This window comes from Arcticibacter eurypsychrophilus, from assembly GCF_001730525.1.
GTDB classification, from domain to species: Bacteria; Bacteroidota; Bacteroidia; order Sphingobacteriales; family Sphingobacteriaceae; genus Arcticibacter; species Arcticibacter eurypsychrophilus.
In genome coordinates this window covers 109,326-124,887 of the sequence record NZ_MDFN01000012.1, presented here as the reverse complement: position 1 = coordinate 124,887, position 15,562 = coordinate 109,326, and the positions used below count along the sequence as shown (strand labels likewise).

Annotated in this window: 12 protein-coding genes; 1 reads left to right on the top strand and 11 read right to left on the bottom strand. The window is 38.6% G+C overall.

Going from position 1 to position 15,562, the window contains the following annotated elements:
- Positions 1-49: 49 nt before the first annotated feature.
- The 6 genes from BFL47_RS08490 to BFL47_RS08465 all read right to left on the bottom strand — a co-directional run bounded on the left by BFL47_RS08490 (position 50) and on the right by BFL47_RS08465 (position 8,764).
- Positions 50-958 (bottom strand): lysylphosphatidylglycerol synthase transmembrane domain-containing protein, encoded by a 909-nt coding sequence (locus BFL47_RS08490; RefSeq protein ID WP_069659362.1) that lies wholly within the window; start codon positions 956-958, stop codon positions 50-52.
- Positions 933-1,883, bottom strand: a complete 951-nt coding sequence (locus tag BFL47_RS08485) for a glycosyltransferase family 2 protein (protein WP_069659361.1) — start codon at positions 1,881-1,883, stop codon at positions 933-935. Before BFL47_RS08485 ends, BFL47_RS08490 begins: the two co-directional genes overlap by 26 nt.
- Entirely contained in the window at positions 1,880-3,481 is a 1,602-nt protein-coding gene (locus tag BFL47_RS08480) for an ArnT family glycosyltransferase (RefSeq protein ID WP_069659360.1), read from the bottom strand. The genes BFL47_RS08485 and BFL47_RS08480 overlap by 4 nt, the downstream gene beginning before the upstream one ends.
- Before the next feature lie 65 nt (positions 3,482-3,546).
- On the bottom strand, positions 3,547-5,598 hold the full coding sequence (locus BFL47_RS08475; protein WP_069659359.1) for a TonB-dependent receptor: 2,052 nt from the start codon (positions 5,596-5,598) through the stop codon (positions 3,547-3,549).
- 6 nt (positions 5,599-5,604) lie between these two features.
- On the bottom strand, positions 5,605-6,945 hold the full coding sequence (locus BFL47_RS08470; protein ID WP_317042930.1) for a PQQ-dependent sugar dehydrogenase: 1,341 nt from the start codon (positions 6,943-6,945) through the stop codon (positions 5,605-5,607).
- Positions 6,946-7,507: 562 nt separating this feature from the next.
- Positions 7,508-8,764, bottom strand: coding sequence for a prephenate dehydrogenase (locus BFL47_RS08465; protein ID WP_069659358.1), 1,257 nt, complete (start codon positions 8,762-8,764; stop codon positions 7,508-7,510).
- Positions 8,765-8,884: 120 nt separating this feature from the next.
- Here BFL47_RS08465 and BFL47_RS08460 point away from each other — a divergent pair, with 120 nt between their 5' ends.
- The gene (locus tag BFL47_RS08460) at positions 8,885-9,499 is read left to right on the top strand and encodes a hypothetical protein (RefSeq protein WP_069659357.1); all 615 of its coding nucleotides are present in this window, start codon (positions 8,885-8,887) and stop codon (positions 9,497-9,499) included.
- A gap of 131 nt (positions 9,500-9,630) precedes the next feature.
- On the opposite strand, the gene rpsJ is transcribed toward BFL47_RS08460, so the two are convergent.
- From rpsJ to BFL47_RS20210, 5 genes are all read right to left on the bottom strand, one after another.
- Positions 9,631-9,936 (bottom strand): 30S ribosomal protein S10, encoded by a 306-nt coding sequence (gene rpsJ, locus BFL47_RS08455; RefSeq protein ID WP_016197132.1) that lies wholly within the window; start codon positions 9,934-9,936, stop codon positions 9,631-9,633.
- 61 nt (positions 9,937-9,997) lie between these two features.
- Entirely contained in the window at positions 9,998-12,106 is a 2,109-nt protein-coding gene (gene fusA, locus BFL47_RS08450; protein ID WP_069659356.1) for an elongation factor G, read from the bottom strand.
- A 98-nt stretch (positions 12,107-12,204) separates the two neighbouring features.
- The gene (gene rpsG, locus BFL47_RS08445; protein ID WP_040300620.1) at positions 12,205-12,672 is read right to left on the bottom strand and encodes a 30S ribosomal protein S7; all 468 of its coding nucleotides are present in this window, start codon (positions 12,670-12,672) and stop codon (positions 12,205-12,207) included.
- 17 nt (positions 12,673-12,689) lie between these two features.
- Positions 12,690-13,109 (bottom strand): 30S ribosomal protein S12, encoded by a 420-nt coding sequence (rpsL, locus tag BFL47_RS08440; protein ID WP_040300619.1) that lies wholly within the window; start codon positions 13,107-13,109, stop codon positions 12,690-12,692.
- 430 nt (positions 13,110-13,539) lie between these two features.
- Positions 13,540-15,531, bottom strand: a complete 1,992-nt coding sequence (locus BFL47_RS20210; RefSeq protein WP_083257075.1) for a M1 family metallopeptidase — start codon at positions 15,529-15,531, stop codon at positions 13,540-13,542.
- Positions 15,532-15,562 lie beyond the last annotated feature (31 nt).

Here is a 15,562-nt window from a genome sequence, read left to right as displayed (position 1 = left end):
AATCTGTATCCAAAACTTGCAAATGTTCAATTCATTAGCATCACTTTCTTTATTCCTGTTCTTTCTTAACCAGTTCTGCCTCTTCTTCTGTTGGGAGAGGTTCAAATTCTTTGGACCGGTATACAAACCATAATCCCGGTAAAGATGCAAGGACGTTAATCATCCAGAATGTAAAGGTTATAAATACTGCCCAATTTTGATTGATATCAAATAATGAAGCTGCGTGAGCCATGAATAAATCTCTTACTCCTAACCCCGCTACCCCTATATTAACCAATGCGGCAATAGATGACATCAGAAAACTAAATAGATAAGGAGAAAATTTTCCTGTAAAGTCATGAGATAATAGTATAAAAATTACACTTAATATTTGCAGTGACTGTACGGTACCTGCCTTTATATGGCTTCGAAAAAAGTGTCGGGAATAGTCAGTAAAAAACCTTTTCATCACCAGGTAATAGATCAGGGTTCCTATTAACAGGGCCGCTATAGGCCAGGTTTTGGGTATTTGAATCTGAGGAATAAAGATGATTAGCGATACAGAGATAAAACCAACAGCCCAAAGGCCACTTAAACGGTCAAAGAAAAGTGCTAATAACAATCTTTTGGTAGGTAATTTATATTTCTTACGCAGTAAATACACTTTATATCCATCCCCTCCTATTCCTCCGGGTAAAAAAACATTGTAAAACATACCCAACAGATATAACCTGAAGTTAAACCCGAAAGAAAAGTCTAGTCCTATTGCTTTTAAAAAACCTAGTAATCGCCATGATGATACAATCTGAGATAATAAATAAGTAAAAAAGGCCAACAGGATGAACCATAAATTACTTGTTAAAAACAGACTCTTTACTTTATTAAAATCAATTTTCTGAAATACATAATAGATCAGAAGACAAGTGACAATAATTTTAAACGCAACCTTAGCGCTACTCCAGAGTTTCTTCTTGTCCATTAAATATTCGTCTGACCTGATATGTTTTTCTGTTCGTCCCTTCAAAGTAATTACGGATACTGATTTCTGCAATAATACCAATGGTGATGAGTTGAATACCTCCCAAAAGCAATATAAGCCCTAAAATCAATAATGGTTTTCCACCAATGTCATGACCAAGAAGCTTTAAGATGAGCAAATAAAAATTGATCAATAAGCCTAGTCCAAAAGATACAAAACCGAGTGTACCAAATAAATGCATGGGTTTCTGTATGTATTTTCCGAAAAAAACCATGGTAATCAAGTCTGCCATCACTTTGAATGTTCGACTCAGCCCATATTTAGATTTACCATACATCCGCGCATGATGTTTAACATCAACCTGAGTAATACTGGCGCCCTGAAGTTTAGCCAGTACAGGTATAAAACGATGAAGCTCTCCATAAATACCGAGATCCTCAGCAATTTCTCTTTTAAATACCTTTAACGTACATCCGTAGTCTTTAATATAAACACCTGTCATACGGCGAATGATGGCGTTAGCAATCATAGATGGAAATTTTCTCAGGAATGCGCCATCCTGACGATCCTTCCTGTTTCCAGCTACAACATCCCAATCTTCGTCAATCAGTTTTTCAAGCATTAAAGGAATATCAGTTGGGTCATTTTGTAAATCGCCATCCAATAGTGCAATGTATCGTCCTGTGGAATGTTCAATACCTGCTGTCATTGCAGTACTTTGTCCATAATTCCTCCGAAGCTCAACTAATATAATATGATCATCGGCATATTTACGAATCTCTTTTTGAGTTCCGTCAGATGATCCATCATCTACAAATACCACTTCATAACTAAGCGGACCTAGTGCATTCCTGATCGCATCCAGGAGAGGTAATATATTTTCTCTTTCGTTGAGGACTGTAATTACTACGGAAAGATCTTTCATTTCACTTTAAATAGTTTGAGATTATTTTCATAGGTTTTTACTAAAACCGCTTGGGGATTATTTAAATCCCTGTCAAAGGTAAGATAATACCCGGGCTTAGTATCAGCTTCAGTGGTTTGAATAATATCCATCCGCTCCCGCTCAATATAAAAAACAAGACGGTGATAAAATGGAATACTAAACACAGGTGGATCAAAATGGTAAAAGTAGAAGTTACTTCCTTTACTAATTTTACCCATTTCTATTGACGCAGCCTTATAATACTGACCTTCATTGTTTTGAGAACGATGTGGTAACACAAAAAAGCTAAAGGCGAGACGTATCATAAGAAGCAGGCCAACAAAGGCTAACAATTGATGTCTTTGAAAATTAAAGATTAAAAAGGTAAAGAAAGCACATCCCATAAACACGGTAATTACCTTAAATGGCAGATAATTCACATAAGCGTTCATTCCTATAAATAATGGAGCACAAACAGCAAGGGTAACCAGTATTCCTACAATCAGGAGAGTCGTTTCAAAAACATGGTTGAGCTTAGGGAAGTTATCTTTATAGGTGTAATATGCATGGCTCCAAATGATAAAAAGAAATGGATATAACATTAATAGATAACGAGGACGCGTTTCAGGCGACAACCAGTATACCCAGATATTGGAGAGAAAAGTTACACTGCAAAAAAGGAGAAATTCGTTCTTTCTTATCCCCTGAATGAAATTCTTATTCAGGCAAAATACGAGCAATAAACTAGCAGGTAAAAGATGGACAATGTGCTCAAAGGGAAAGGTAAGGATATGTTTAATACTGTACCAAAATCCGGTACGGATAGCGGTGCGCTGACTGCTTTGATCCCATATCGTACTAAAGTATCCTTCCAGATTAGCATTAAAGCGTGAATAGTTATAAAAGTAGGCCCATATAATAATAAGGCATAATAAACCGGAAACAATATGCTGCCAGCTGAATAACTTTTTAAAGTTCCTGGTATAAGTTAGAAAAGCGATTAAGGTAAAACCCTGAAATACGATAGATGGCAAGCCTTTGCTCAAAAAAGTAACGGATGTAATGAGATAGGAAATAAAAAAGAGCATAAACCACAACCTCTTTTGATAGAAATAAAGGATGCTCATAAACGCTATAAAGGTGAGCCATGAATAAAATATATCAATATGTCCCAACATAGAATCATATAGCAGCATCCGTCCGTTTACAAGAAAAAACAGACCGCTCAGCATGGCCATTCTTTTATCCTTAATGAAATAACTCACAGAAATATAAATCGTTATAGCAAATAAGAACATAGGAATTACTGCAGGGAGCCTGGTAATAAATTCCGAATAACTCCCGGATAGAAGATATAAGGAGGCCAGGATCCAATTATAAATAGGGGGTTTATTATAATAATAATCGCCTGCAATAGTTGGGACCGCATAATTTTTACTCAGGATCATTTCCAAAGCTACATTTGATCGTGTAGGCTCATCAGCAAATAGTGGTAAAAGACCTAAGTTTATTAAAAAGGCGGGAAGCGCCAAAAGGATAAACAAGAAAAATATTCTATTTGGGTGCCTATCTATATAATCTTCTATTTGCTTCATCATAATAGTCCTGCAAAGATAGAAAAGGATTGTAGGTTAAGAAATGAGGGTTGACTTATAATCTTACCTTATAAAGCCATAGTTAGTCCGGCAAAGAAGTTCCTTTTTGCTGCTGCATTAAAATATCTGCTCCCAAAAGCATTCAAATCATTTCCCAAACTATATAATTGATTTAAAATATTATCAGCACCTATAAAGATAGACAGATTTGTTTGAGCTGATGCTTTAAATTGGTAAGACGCTTTAGCTTGTAAGAGATGGTACTTTTTGGCATACGCTGTACCTGCATCATTTAATGGAATAGAAGATGTAAAGTTATGCTGAACAAACAAGCTGTAATTTTTAGGAAATCCCATACTTATAGAGGAAACCAGGACATGACGGGGAACCCCTGTTAAGCGATTGCCTGAATAATCAGCCTTTTCATCCTGATAGTTACTGAACGAAAAAGAGCTGAAGGTATAACTGTTTCTAAACTGTAAACTACGTAATAAGCCTGTCTTTTTTTCAGGAATGACCCAATACATAAGCTGTGACTCTATTCCACTTTGTTTGGTTCCCCCGGCATTAATAAAATATTCTGCATCTGTTTCATCAAGGCGCCTCACTATGGCATCAGTAAGATCAAATTTAAACAGTACTCCATCCCAATACAGACGGTTATTCCAGAGAGACATACGTAAACCCGTTTCATAATTCCATCCTGATTCAGGTTGAAGATTCGTATTAATAATCGTATTAGATGCTCTAACTTCTGCAATAGTGGGTGCTGAATAACCCCTACTCGTTGATGCCCTAAGCGCAAACATATCTGAAAGCTTATAGGACATAGCAAGGCGAGGCATAAACTGCGTATCAAATTTAACAGTGCTTAGCTCCGATTTACTTAAACCCAAAGCACCGTAATCATAATTGTAAAAGTTAATACTAGCTGCCGCTTCAAGTATTAGCCTTGAATTTATATCGAAACTTACGTGAGAAAATACAAATTGCTGATTGTTCGTTATTTGATCCGCAGAGCGCAGGGTTCCTTTAACCCCTCCCAGATTGCTATAATTACTAATATCTGATGTAGTACGTTGACCTTCGTATCCAATTTCCCAATCTATAGGAATCGATAAAACAGGCATACCTGAATATTGAAGGTAAGTCCTTAATCCGGCAGTCTGCTCTTTTCTCGTTTCATAATTCGTAATAAAGGGGTTTTTAAAGTCAGTAAAGGAACCCGTATACGAAATAACATGTTTAAAATTGCTACTGAGCTTTATCTCATGCTGCAATCCTACAAGGAGTGTTTTATTATAAATACCAGCCTTTTGCTCTTCAGCACCAGGATTATTACCTGAAGCTGGTCTGGAAGCCCTCGGGGTGGCAAGGAATTGCAGTTCTGTTAATCCTCCCGGAGTATGGTAACTCATGTCAGAATACAGAAATATTGCCTTAATTGAAGCATTAACCGAATAATTCCATTGCGGTAAGGCTTGTATATACTTTCTATCCAGCGCGCTGTTATTCCTGTACCCATCCGACTTCTGATAGGCCTGCTTAATAGCCAAATTTACTTTATCCCATTTTTTTTGAAGAGACAGATTCTGTTGAAACAAACCATAAGCCCCACCTACAAGGCTCCCTTTAACGGAGGAAGAATCTTCATCTGTCGTGTTAATTAAAACAACGCCTCCTGTATTTGCACCATAAACACTTGCCTCTGGTCCCTTTAAAATGGTCAATTGAGATACCCCCCCAGCATCCAATGCATTTAAATAAGTATTGCCGCCTGCATCAGTCAGGATAAAATCGTCAATATACATTTTTACATTACGGATCCCAAAAGGTGACCGAAGCAAACTACCCCTGATCGATAAACGATAACTTCCCGGAGATCGTTCTTCCATCCGTACACCAGGGATTGAATTTACAGCGGAAACCAATGACTGCGGTTGTTGTTCATCCAGCATCCTCTTGCCTAAAAAACCAACAGTAGATGGTAACCTCAATATAGGTTGCCTATTAAAATATGCCTTTATCTGCACTTCATCCAATCGCTCAATACTATCAGGGTCTTGAGCGATTGCGGATAAAGAGGTTATAAAGAAAGCTATAAAAAAGTATATACGCATGTAGATTTATTTTGCGGCTACCCGCCAGATCGTATTGCCTGCATCATCGGCCACTAATAATGCGCCATCTGGAGTTACAGCAACACTAACCGGACGACCGTATACATCATTCCCCCCCTTTTCAACTATGAATCCAGTTAAGAAATCTTCTAATTGCCCTGCAGGTTTACCATTTTTAAATGGAACAAACACCACTTTATACCCAGCAAGCGTAGAGCGGTTCCATGAACCATGCTGACCAATGAAAGCCCCATTTCGGTATTTTTCAGGAAATGATGTTAGATTATAAAATGCAAGACCTAAAGAAGCAGTATGGGCTCCAAGGTTTACGTCAGGCACTATTGCCTTTTTTACAAGCTCTGGATTCTCTCCTGCCCGTCTGGGATCCTCATGCTGTCCGAAATAAGAATAAGGCCAACCATAAAAACCACCATCCTTTAAGCCAGTAATATAATCGGGTACGAGATCATCTCCTAATTCATCGCGTTCATTTACGGAGGTCCATAATACCTTACTTACAGGATTCCAGGACATTCCTACCGGATTTCTTAATCCTGAAGCATATATACGTTCGCCGCTTCCATCTGGATTAATCTCCAGTATGTTAGCTCGCCTACTTTCATTCTGCATGCCATGTTCGGCTACATTACTTCCAGAACCTACTGAAATATAAATTTTAGAATTATTTGGGCTTGCTATTAAATTGCGGGTCCAGTGATTATTATACCCTCCTGCAGGCAAATCAAGAATCTTCTTTCCGGCACTAGTTATGTCTTCCTGGCCTTCTTTATACGGATACATCCACACGCCATCTGTATTGGCCACATAAAAAAAGTTGCCAATGATTAACATGCCGAATGGGCGGTTTAATCCTGATAAAAACACCTTCGAAACCTCCGGCTTTCCATCCTTATTCGTATCCCTAAACAATACTATTGAATTAGGACTGTCCCCTAAATTTTGTGATTTAGATTTCCCACTAATAACATCAGCAATTTTTTTTGATTCAGTGGTTGCCTGCGCTACAAAAACATCACCATTTGGTGCCACATAGATCCACCTTGGATTAGTTAAGCTACCGGCATATTTGGTTACCGTAAATCCAGCAGGTGCAATAGGCGTTTTACCTTCGGGCCAACCAATCACCCGATTATAGCTGGTTTTTGACTCTCCAGGAGAAGGTAATGTTGCACTTCCAGCTGTATCTTGAGTAGCTTCCTGCGGCTGACTTTGACTCTTATTCGGGCTACAGGCCATTAAGATTACGGTAACATAGACTACCAATGATATTTGCAAAATTCGCATAGTAAAGATTTTATAAAATACTGAACTATATACTTTTAACATTGTTTTGGTTTTTTATACCACAGCTACATTAAATCAATTATTTTCTAAAATATTAAACCTCACTATTCTCAGAGCTAGAACGACCTTTTAAACTTAATATACCCTTGCCTAACAGAAGTTTTGCTTCAATTTGCACAATACCAAATATCTTTAATAAAAGAACAAGCACGCACTAAAGCATTGTAAATCTTTCGATACAGTGATTCATATAAAAACAGCTCCTCTCGGCCCAATTATAATCTTCAATTCAAGTAATCTTTATAAAAAAAAAGATCCCGATATTTAATTGTAAACTTTCAATCAGTTGATTTTAATATAAAAACAGCATGCAGCACAGAATTGTAATCTCTCAATCAGTTGATCTTAATTTAAAGACAGGCACGCAGCACAGAATTATAATCTCTCAATCAGTTAATCTTAATATAAAGACAGGCACGCAGCACAGAATTATAAACTTTCATTTCAGTTGATCTTATAAAAGAACCAGGTTCTCAAATCCAATTGTAGCTTTCGATACAAAATACAGATAAGAACACCCCTTCGTTCCCACAATAAACAAAAATTATTGAGTAAGCTTTTCAATTAACCTTGCACTTTGCCTTGCCCCCTCTTGCAACCTGTCTGCAAAGAACCCCTTTACCTGATCAAAATGAGAAAGGTACCCATTCATATCACCATATTCAATAATCGATGCCCACTCCCGTACTGCAGAATGAAACTCCAGGTCATCTGCACGGATACTTTTATCATACAGAGCCGTCTGAATCGTTTCCTCCAAAAGGGCTTCATTTTTAAACAAATACTCAGCTATCCCTAGTCGTAAACGGAACGGAGGCGTTTGACAAATTAAATTTTCATACGGATTAACCCTCATCTGATACCAGGCATCTACCATAGCCAGCAAGCTCAAATGCGAATTTGGCATATAACTTCCAGCCTCTTCAGCCATTTTGAAATCCTTCATGATTTCCGGATCAAGTGTTATAAAATCTCGCAGCCCATGAAATACAAATTCACTCGCTGCCTTAATCCGCTGCCGAAAACTATCCTCTCTTTCGCAGATCATCATTTTAAATAGTTCTGATTCAGACTTCGCGTATTGTCTTACCTGTTTACGCGCATAAGGGTTTAAAATAGCAAGTCCAGCATAAACATGCGCTTTATAACTAAAAATCCGTAAAGTAGTCAGGATTTTCACATTGTCAATTCCATTCGAATACGCACCATGATCCCAGGGATAAAAACCTGCATTTTTCCATGCAGTACCCATACTCTCAAATCCCATATGTGTTACCGCTTGCGTATCAGCCATAATCTGGTCATGCATTTTGTAATCTGCAATTTCAATTATTTCAGATTCCAGAGCTTCAAATATTTGCATTGCCTGATGGTAAATAGCATCAGTAGCCCGATGTCTCACCACAATCAATTTTTGACCTTCTGTTGCAAACGCAGGACCATGTAAAGAATGACAAGTCACTATATGAACATCCGAAGGCAAATATTTTTCAAAGGCAGCAATCTCCGGAGTTTTCACAGAAGTTTGACCCGCTATGATACAACCATATTTTACCGAATCGGCTGTTTGAGCAACAACAGGTCCTATATTTGTTGCCTCAACGGAATATAATAGGAAGTCGGCCTTTCTTGCTACCGCTTTTGACGACTCTAAAATAGTGACAGAAGTACCCTCAAACTGTTCAGTTAGAAGATCATATCTTTCAGGAAGATCACTGCCAAATACCGTAAATCCTTTAGATGCCCACTTTCTAGCACAAACCGAACCCATGTCTCCTAAACCTATGATACCAATGTTCATACTGTAAATATATGCATAGATTTTAGATCTTATTTTTGCAAGTAATAACTTTAACTTATTATTGCTATTATAGAATTGATTTTCTTAAACAATTCATCTTTAATTAGAAATTCCAACACTATGAAAAATTCCTTTTTATTAGGACTGACACTTTCAAGCATACTAATATGCGGATCTTTTACTGATTTGAAAGCTCAAGACACCACAAAAGTAGCAGATCTAAGCTTAAACAGTCAATATAAAGATATGCTCAGCAAGTCCAGAACTCTGGATGGATATAAGCTGGTTAATCCAACACGTTTAACCAACTTATGGCGAAGCGCTACCGATTCCTTAAAACAAGAGCATAGGAAGCTTGCTCAGGTGCAGACTAAATTTAAAACCCTAACCACATCGGTCGAAGGTCTTAAAAAAAACCTAGCAACGAATGAGGAAGCATTAGCAGCATCTACTTCAAAATTAGACCAGGTAAGCTTTTTGGGCATGCCTGTAGATAAGTCTACCTACAATATGATCATGTGGGGTGCAGTTCTGGTACTTGGAATCGCTCTTTTAGTCAGCATATTCCAATCCATAGGTGCACGTAAAGAAGCAAGGTACCGTATTAAATTATTTGAAGAGCTTTCAGCAGAATTCCAAACATACAAGGTTAAAGCCAACGAAAGAGAAAAGAAATTAGCCCGCGAATTGCAGGATGAACGAAACAAACTAGACGACTTAGGACGCCGGGATTAACAAAACTATATTAACAAAATAAGGCTAAGCGTCTTTCAAAACTTAACAAGGCTTTTGTTCTATTCATTACAAAAAAAGACCATACTTAAAACAAGCATGGTCTTTTTTTATATCATATAAGCAACAAGTACTTACACTTTAATTTCAACTTCAACACCACTTGGCAATTCAAGTTTCATCAAAGCATCTACTGTCTTAGAGTTAGAACTGTAAATGTCAAGAAGTCTTTTATAAGCACATAATTCAAACTGCTCACGAGCCTTCTTGTTTACGTGTGGAGAACGCAATACTGTAAAAATTCTCTTTTCTGTTGGAAGGGGAATAGGACCACTCACTACTGCACCAGTAGGTTTTACAGTTTTAACGATTTTCTCAGCTGATTTATCAACCAAGTTGTAATCGTAAGATTTTAATTTAATTCTAATTCTTTGGCTCATTGTTATTTTTGTTAAGCCTTACTTAAGAGCTATTAGTTAAGTAAGGCGATTTGTTTTTATATTAATTATTCTTGCTACCTTTTACCTTAGCAATAACTTCTTCTTGAACACCACGTGGAGCTTCAGCATAGTGATCAAATTCCATAGTAGAGGTTGCACGTCCTGAAGTAATCGTACGTAACTGAGTTACATAACCAAACATTTCAGAAAGAGGCACTGTAGCTTTAATTACCTGAGCACCAGCACGAGAATCCATACCTAATAATTGACCACGACGACGGTTCATATCACCAATCACGTCACCCATATTTTCTTCCGGAGTAAGTATTTCTACCTTCATTATTGGCTCCATTAGAACTGGCTTACATTTTGGCAATGCTTCACGGAATGCAGAACGTGCACAGATTTCAAAAGACAAAGCATCTGAATCGACTGCGTGGAAAGATCCATCAATTAAACGAACTTTCATGTTCGGTAGAGGGAATCCTGCCAACACACCATTAGCCATGGCAGCAGCAAAACCTTTTTCTACAGAAGGAATAAATTCACGTGGAATAGAACCACCAGAAATTTCATTCACAAACTGAAGTCCGCCCTTTTCAAAGTCCTTATCAATAGGAGAGATAATAACCTGAATATCGGCAAATTTACCACGACCACCAGTTTGTTTCTTATATGTTTCACGGTGTTGAGCAGTACCAGTAATCGCTTCCTTGTAAGCTACTTGCGGTGCACCCTGATTCACTTCAACCTTGAATTCACGTTTCAAACGATCCATCAAAATATCTAAGTGAAGCTCACCCATACCTGAAATAACTGTTTGTCCTGTTTCCTCATCTGTCTTTACATGGAATGTAGGATCTTCTTCCGCCAACTTAGCTAAAGATAAACCTAATCTATCCATATCAGCCTGAGTTTTAGGTTCAATCGCTAAACCGATAACCGGCTCAGGGAAATTCATAGACTCAAGAACGATCGGGAACTTTTCATCACAAAGTGTATCACCTGTTTTGATATCCTTAAAACCAACTACAGCAGCAATATCACCAGCTCCAACATTAGGAATAGGATTTTGCTTGTTTGCATGCATTTGGAAGATACGGGAAATACGTTCTTTATTTCCTGATCTCATGTTATACACATAAGAACCGGCATCCAGATTACCTGAATAAACACGGATGAAACAAAGGCGACCTACGAAAGGATCAGTTGCAATTTTAAATGCTAAAGCTGCGAAAGGCTCAGTAACAGATGGTTTACGAACAATTTCCGCACCAGTATCAGGGTTAGTACCCACAATACCTTCAACGTCCATTGGTGAAGGAAGTAATTCCATCACGTAATCAAGCATCGTTTGAACACCCTTATTCTTGAAAGATGAACCACAAACCATAGGAACAATCTTTGCATCTAAAACAGCTTTACGTAAAGCATCAAGTACTTCGCGTTCAGTAATTGTTTCAGGAGCATCGAAAAATTTCTCCATTAAGGTTTCATCATATTCAGCAACAGATTCAAGCAATTTCTCTCTCCATTCAGTTGCTTCTTCAATCATATCTTCAGGAATAGGCACTTCAGTAAAGGTCATACCTTTATCATGCTCATTCCAAACGATACCACGGAAGTTAATCAGGTCAATTACGCCCTGAAAATGCTCTTCAGCACCAATTGGCAATTGCAATGGCACTGCGTTGCTACCCAACATTTCTTTAACCTGCTTAACTACATTTAAGAAGTCAGCTCCTGAACGGTCCATTTTGTTAACGAAGCCTATACGGGCAACATTATAGTTATTAGCAAGACGCCAGTTGGTTTCAGATTGAGGTTCAACACCATCAACTGCTGAAAAAAGAAATACTAATCCATCAAGTACACGTAATGAACGATTTACCTCTACAGTAAAATCCACGTGACCCGGTGTATCAATAATATTGATGTGATAGGAATGATCTCTGTATTTCCATTCCACAGTTGTAGCAGCGGAAGTGATCGTGATACCACGTTCCTGCTCCTGAGCCATCCAGTCCATAACTGCAGCACCTTCATGTACTTCACCTATTTTATGGCTAACCCCTGCGTAATAGAGGATACGCTCAGTTGTTGTGGTTTTACCCGCATCAATATGGGCAGCAATACCTATATTTCTTGTATATTTTAAATCTCTTGCCATTATGTTTTTATGATTCTCTAATTAAAAAAGGATTACATCAGTCTGCAAAACTAAACCAGACTGATGTAATTTATTTTAAATCTATGTAATCTTATTAATTAGAAACGGAAGTGAGAGAACGCCTTGTTAGCCTCAGCCATTTTGTGCGTATCTTCTTTCTTCTTTACAGCAGCACCTTCTCCTTTAGAAGCCGACATGATTTCACCTGCCAGTTTCTCCATCATGGTCTTTTCTCCACGACGACGGGAATACAAAATTAACCACTTCATTCCTAAAGCAATTTTGCGCTCTGCGCGAACTTCAGTAGGAACCTGGAAGTTTGCTCCACCTACACGGCGGGATTTAACTTCTACAGCTGGCATCACATTGTTTAATGCTTTTTTCCATGCTTCAAGGCCACTTTCACTTGTACGTTTTTCAACTAGTTCAACAGCATCGTAAAAGATTGAATAAGCAATTGATTTCTTTCCGTCGTACATCATGTTATTCACGAAACGGGTTACCATTACGTCATTGAACTTCGGATCAGGAAGGATAATTCTCTTTTTTGGTTTTGACTTTCTCATTTATATATCCTCCTTACTTATTTCTTTTTAGGCTTTCCTTTTGCAGGGGCTGCAGCTGCCTGTCCTGGTTTAGGACGTTTTGTACCATATTTTGAACGACGTTGATTTCTTCCAGCTACTCCTGAAGTATCTAATGCTCCACGGATGATGTGATAACGTACACCTGGTAAATCTTTAACACGTCCACCTCTGATCAATACGATAGAGTGTTCCTGCAAATTGTGTCCTTCTCCTGGAATATAAGCGTTCACTTCTTTTCCATTTGTTAAACGAACACGCGCAACTTTACGCATTGCTGAGTTTGGTTTTTTAGGGGTAGTAGTGTATACACGGGTACACACGCCTCTTCGCTGTGGACAGCTGTCCAACGCTGGGGATTTACTCTTATCCACCAGAGCTACTCTACCTTTCCTAACTAATTGTTGAATAGTAGGCATTTACGTTTTTTTGTTTTTAATTAAATTTACTTAATTGTATTGTCCTAAAAAGGAATGCAAAGGTAATAAGAAATTTATGATTATCAAGGGGTTGAACTATTATATTATGCGATTATATTTCGGTAAGTACTTGTACCATCGCTTAAAACCCTACCTATGCCGTTAATTATGCGCTATAAAGTGGAAATAGGTTTATAGAATAGCCCTCAAACAACTGAAACGCAATGATATCATCTACACATTATGGATACCCTTCTCGAAAAACTAAGGTACCAACTGGAAGTTGAATACGAGTACTGTTCGTTCTTTGTTCGTTGGAGCTGGCTTCGTGCTTCGACCCGAAACGGAGCACGAAGCCAGCTCCAAAGAACAAGGCAAGGTCTATATGCGGATTACTCTCCTAACCGACTCCTTCTCCTCCCGAATCCGTTTAGTTCTTAACCTGCCAGGTGTTATTATCGGTGTTGATATCCGGGTACGCTTCATCCGGATCAACTTTTACCGTTGCTATCTCTTCTGTAGAAGGATACTGAAAGGTCCAGCTCGCATCCCTTTGCCATATTTCCACAGGAAGCTTCACCCGGAAAATGTTACCACTCTTTGTAGTTATCTCTACAACAACCGGCATCACCATTTTATTCAGGTTCACCACCGTAATTAAGATACCATTTAAAGGGTCATTTTTAACGTAATTCACTCCTGTAATGCCTTGATCCAGCTCCCAGTTATTCAGAAACCAGCCACGCCAAAACCAATTCAGGTTTTCACCACTGCTGTTTTCCATGGTACGAAAGAAATCATCAGGAGTTGCATGTTTAAATGCCCAGCGGTCAATGTACAATTTGAAGGCACGATCAAAACGCTCCGGACCCAGTACATAATCCCTCAGCATAAACAGCGCTACAGCAGGTTTATAGTAAGAAAGATAGGTGATATTCTTTTCCTTTATATTGTCTGCACTATTCACAACCGGTTCAAAAGATGAGTCTGTTATTAAAGAAACCCATCTCCGTTTATTTTGTGCCCCTTTGTCATACTCACCTTCATTAAACGAGGTGGTCGAAAATTCATTTATAAATGTATTCAGCCCTTCATCCATCCATGGATACAAACGTTCGTTAGACCCCACTATCATTGGAAACCAGGTATGCCCGAATTCATGGTCTGTAACCCCCCATAGTGCTGAGGTACGGGCTTTACTCCCGCAAAATACAAGTCCCGGATATTCCATTCCGCCCACATTACTAGCTACATTTATGGCTACAGGATAGGGGTATTCCATCAACTTTGCCGAGTAATACTCTACAGATGCTTTAATATATTGTGTTGATCTTCCCCAGGCAAACTTACCGCTTGACTCTGCAGGATACGCCGAAACAGCCAGGGAAACTTTTCCGTCCGGCAAATTTATTCGCGCCGCATCAACCATAAAGGCAGATGAGGATGCCCAAGCCACATCCCTGGTATTTTCCATCCTAAACTCCCAGGTACGGGTTTCTTCGGAGGGTTTAATCGCATTGCGGGCATCTTTTTCCGATCTTATCATGACCGTTTTTTCACTTTCTGCCGCTTCATTCCATAGCTTAAGCTGATCGGCAGTAAAGACTTTATCCGGATTAAGCAATTGTCCGGAACAGGCTACCACATGATTTGCCGGCACAGTAATCGCAACATCGAAATTGCCATACTCCAGGTAAAACTCCGACGGACCAGTATATGGAATCGTATTCCAACCAGAAATATCATCATATACACAAAGTCGCGGATACCATTGCCCTAATGAAAAAACAGGACCATTGGTGGTTTCTAAGATTCCCATCCGATCGGAACCATATTCAGGAATGATGAAAGAAAATTCAATTTTAAGTTTAAGCTTCGTTTTAGATTTTAGTGCTTCGGGCAATAAAAGCTGCATCCTTGTATCATCAATCATGCAGTTAAGCTCTATTTCTTTGCCGTCGTCGGTCAACAACTTCGCCGACTTTACCTTGTAACCACCATCAAACACCTGTCCCTTTACTCCGCTTCGACTTCCTCCAAGGGGAACAATTGCCAATCCACGTGAACCTTGTTTATATAGGTTTTGATCCAACTGAAGCCAAATGAATTCCAGATTATCGGGACTATTGTTGGTATAGGTTATTATTTCAGAACCAGTTATGGTCTTTAATTTTTCATTCAAAGCAACTTGAATCTTATAGTCTGCCCGATTTTGCCAATAAGCATGTCCGGGTTTTCCCGAAGCCGAACGAGTTTCATTACCTGACGATCCATAGATTGACCCGGCGAAAGCTTCAGAATAATCATAAATACCAGTGTTCTTATTGTTCTTGCCGGAAGAGTTACCGCTTTGCTGAGCGATTGAATAAATGGATACGAAAGACAGAGAAAGAAAAAAAACGAGAATTTTTATAGAATACATAAAGGGGAATAACGGTCTATGATCATAGTAA

Bases quoted from the DNA above. Each gene is read 5' to 3' on its own strand.
- rpsJ (WP_016197132.1), bottom strand. From the start codon at position 9,936: ATGAGCCAAAGAATTAGAATTAAATTAAAATCTTACGATTACAACTTG.
- BFL47_RS08465 (WP_069659358.1), bottom strand. From the start codon at position 8,764: ATGAACATTGGTATCATAGGTTTAGGAGACATGGGTTCGGTTTGTGCT.
- rpsL (WP_040300619.1), bottom strand. From the start codon at position 13,109: ATGCCTACTATTCAACAATTAGTTAGGAAAGGTAGAGTAGCTCTGGTG.
- BFL47_RS08460 (WP_069659357.1), top strand. From the start codon at position 8,885: ATGAAAAATTCCTTTTTATTAGGACTGACACTTTCAAGCATACTAATA.
- BFL47_RS08480 (WP_069659360.1), bottom strand. From the start codon at position 3,481: ATGATGAAGCAAATAGAAGATTATATAGATAGGCACCCAAATAGAATA.
- BFL47_RS08490 (WP_069659362.1), bottom strand. From the start codon at position 958: ATGGACAAGAAGAAACTCTGGAGTAGCGCTAAGGTTGCGTTTAAAATT.
- BFL47_RS08475 (WP_069659359.1), bottom strand. From the start codon at position 5,598: ATGCGTATATACTTTTTTATAGCTTTCTTTATAACCTCTTTATCCGCA.
- BFL47_RS20210 (WP_083257075.1), bottom strand. From the start codon at position 15,531: ATGTATTCTATAAAAATTCTCGTTTTTTTTCTTTCTCTGTCTTTCGTA.
- BFL47_RS08485 (WP_069659361.1), bottom strand. From the start codon at position 1,883: ATGAAAGATCTTTCCGTAGTAATTACAGTCCTCAACGAAAGAGAAAAT.
- BFL47_RS08470 (WP_317042930.1), bottom strand. From the start codon at position 6,945: ATGTTAAAAGTATATAGTTCAGTATTTTATAAAATCTTTACTATGCGA.
- rpsG (WP_040300620.1), bottom strand. From the start codon at position 12,672: ATGAGAAAGTCAAAACCAAAAAAGAGAATTATCCTTCCTGATCCGAAG.
- fusA (WP_069659356.1), bottom strand. From the start codon at position 12,106: ATGGCAAGAGATTTAAAATATACAAGAAATATAGGTATTGCTGCCCAT.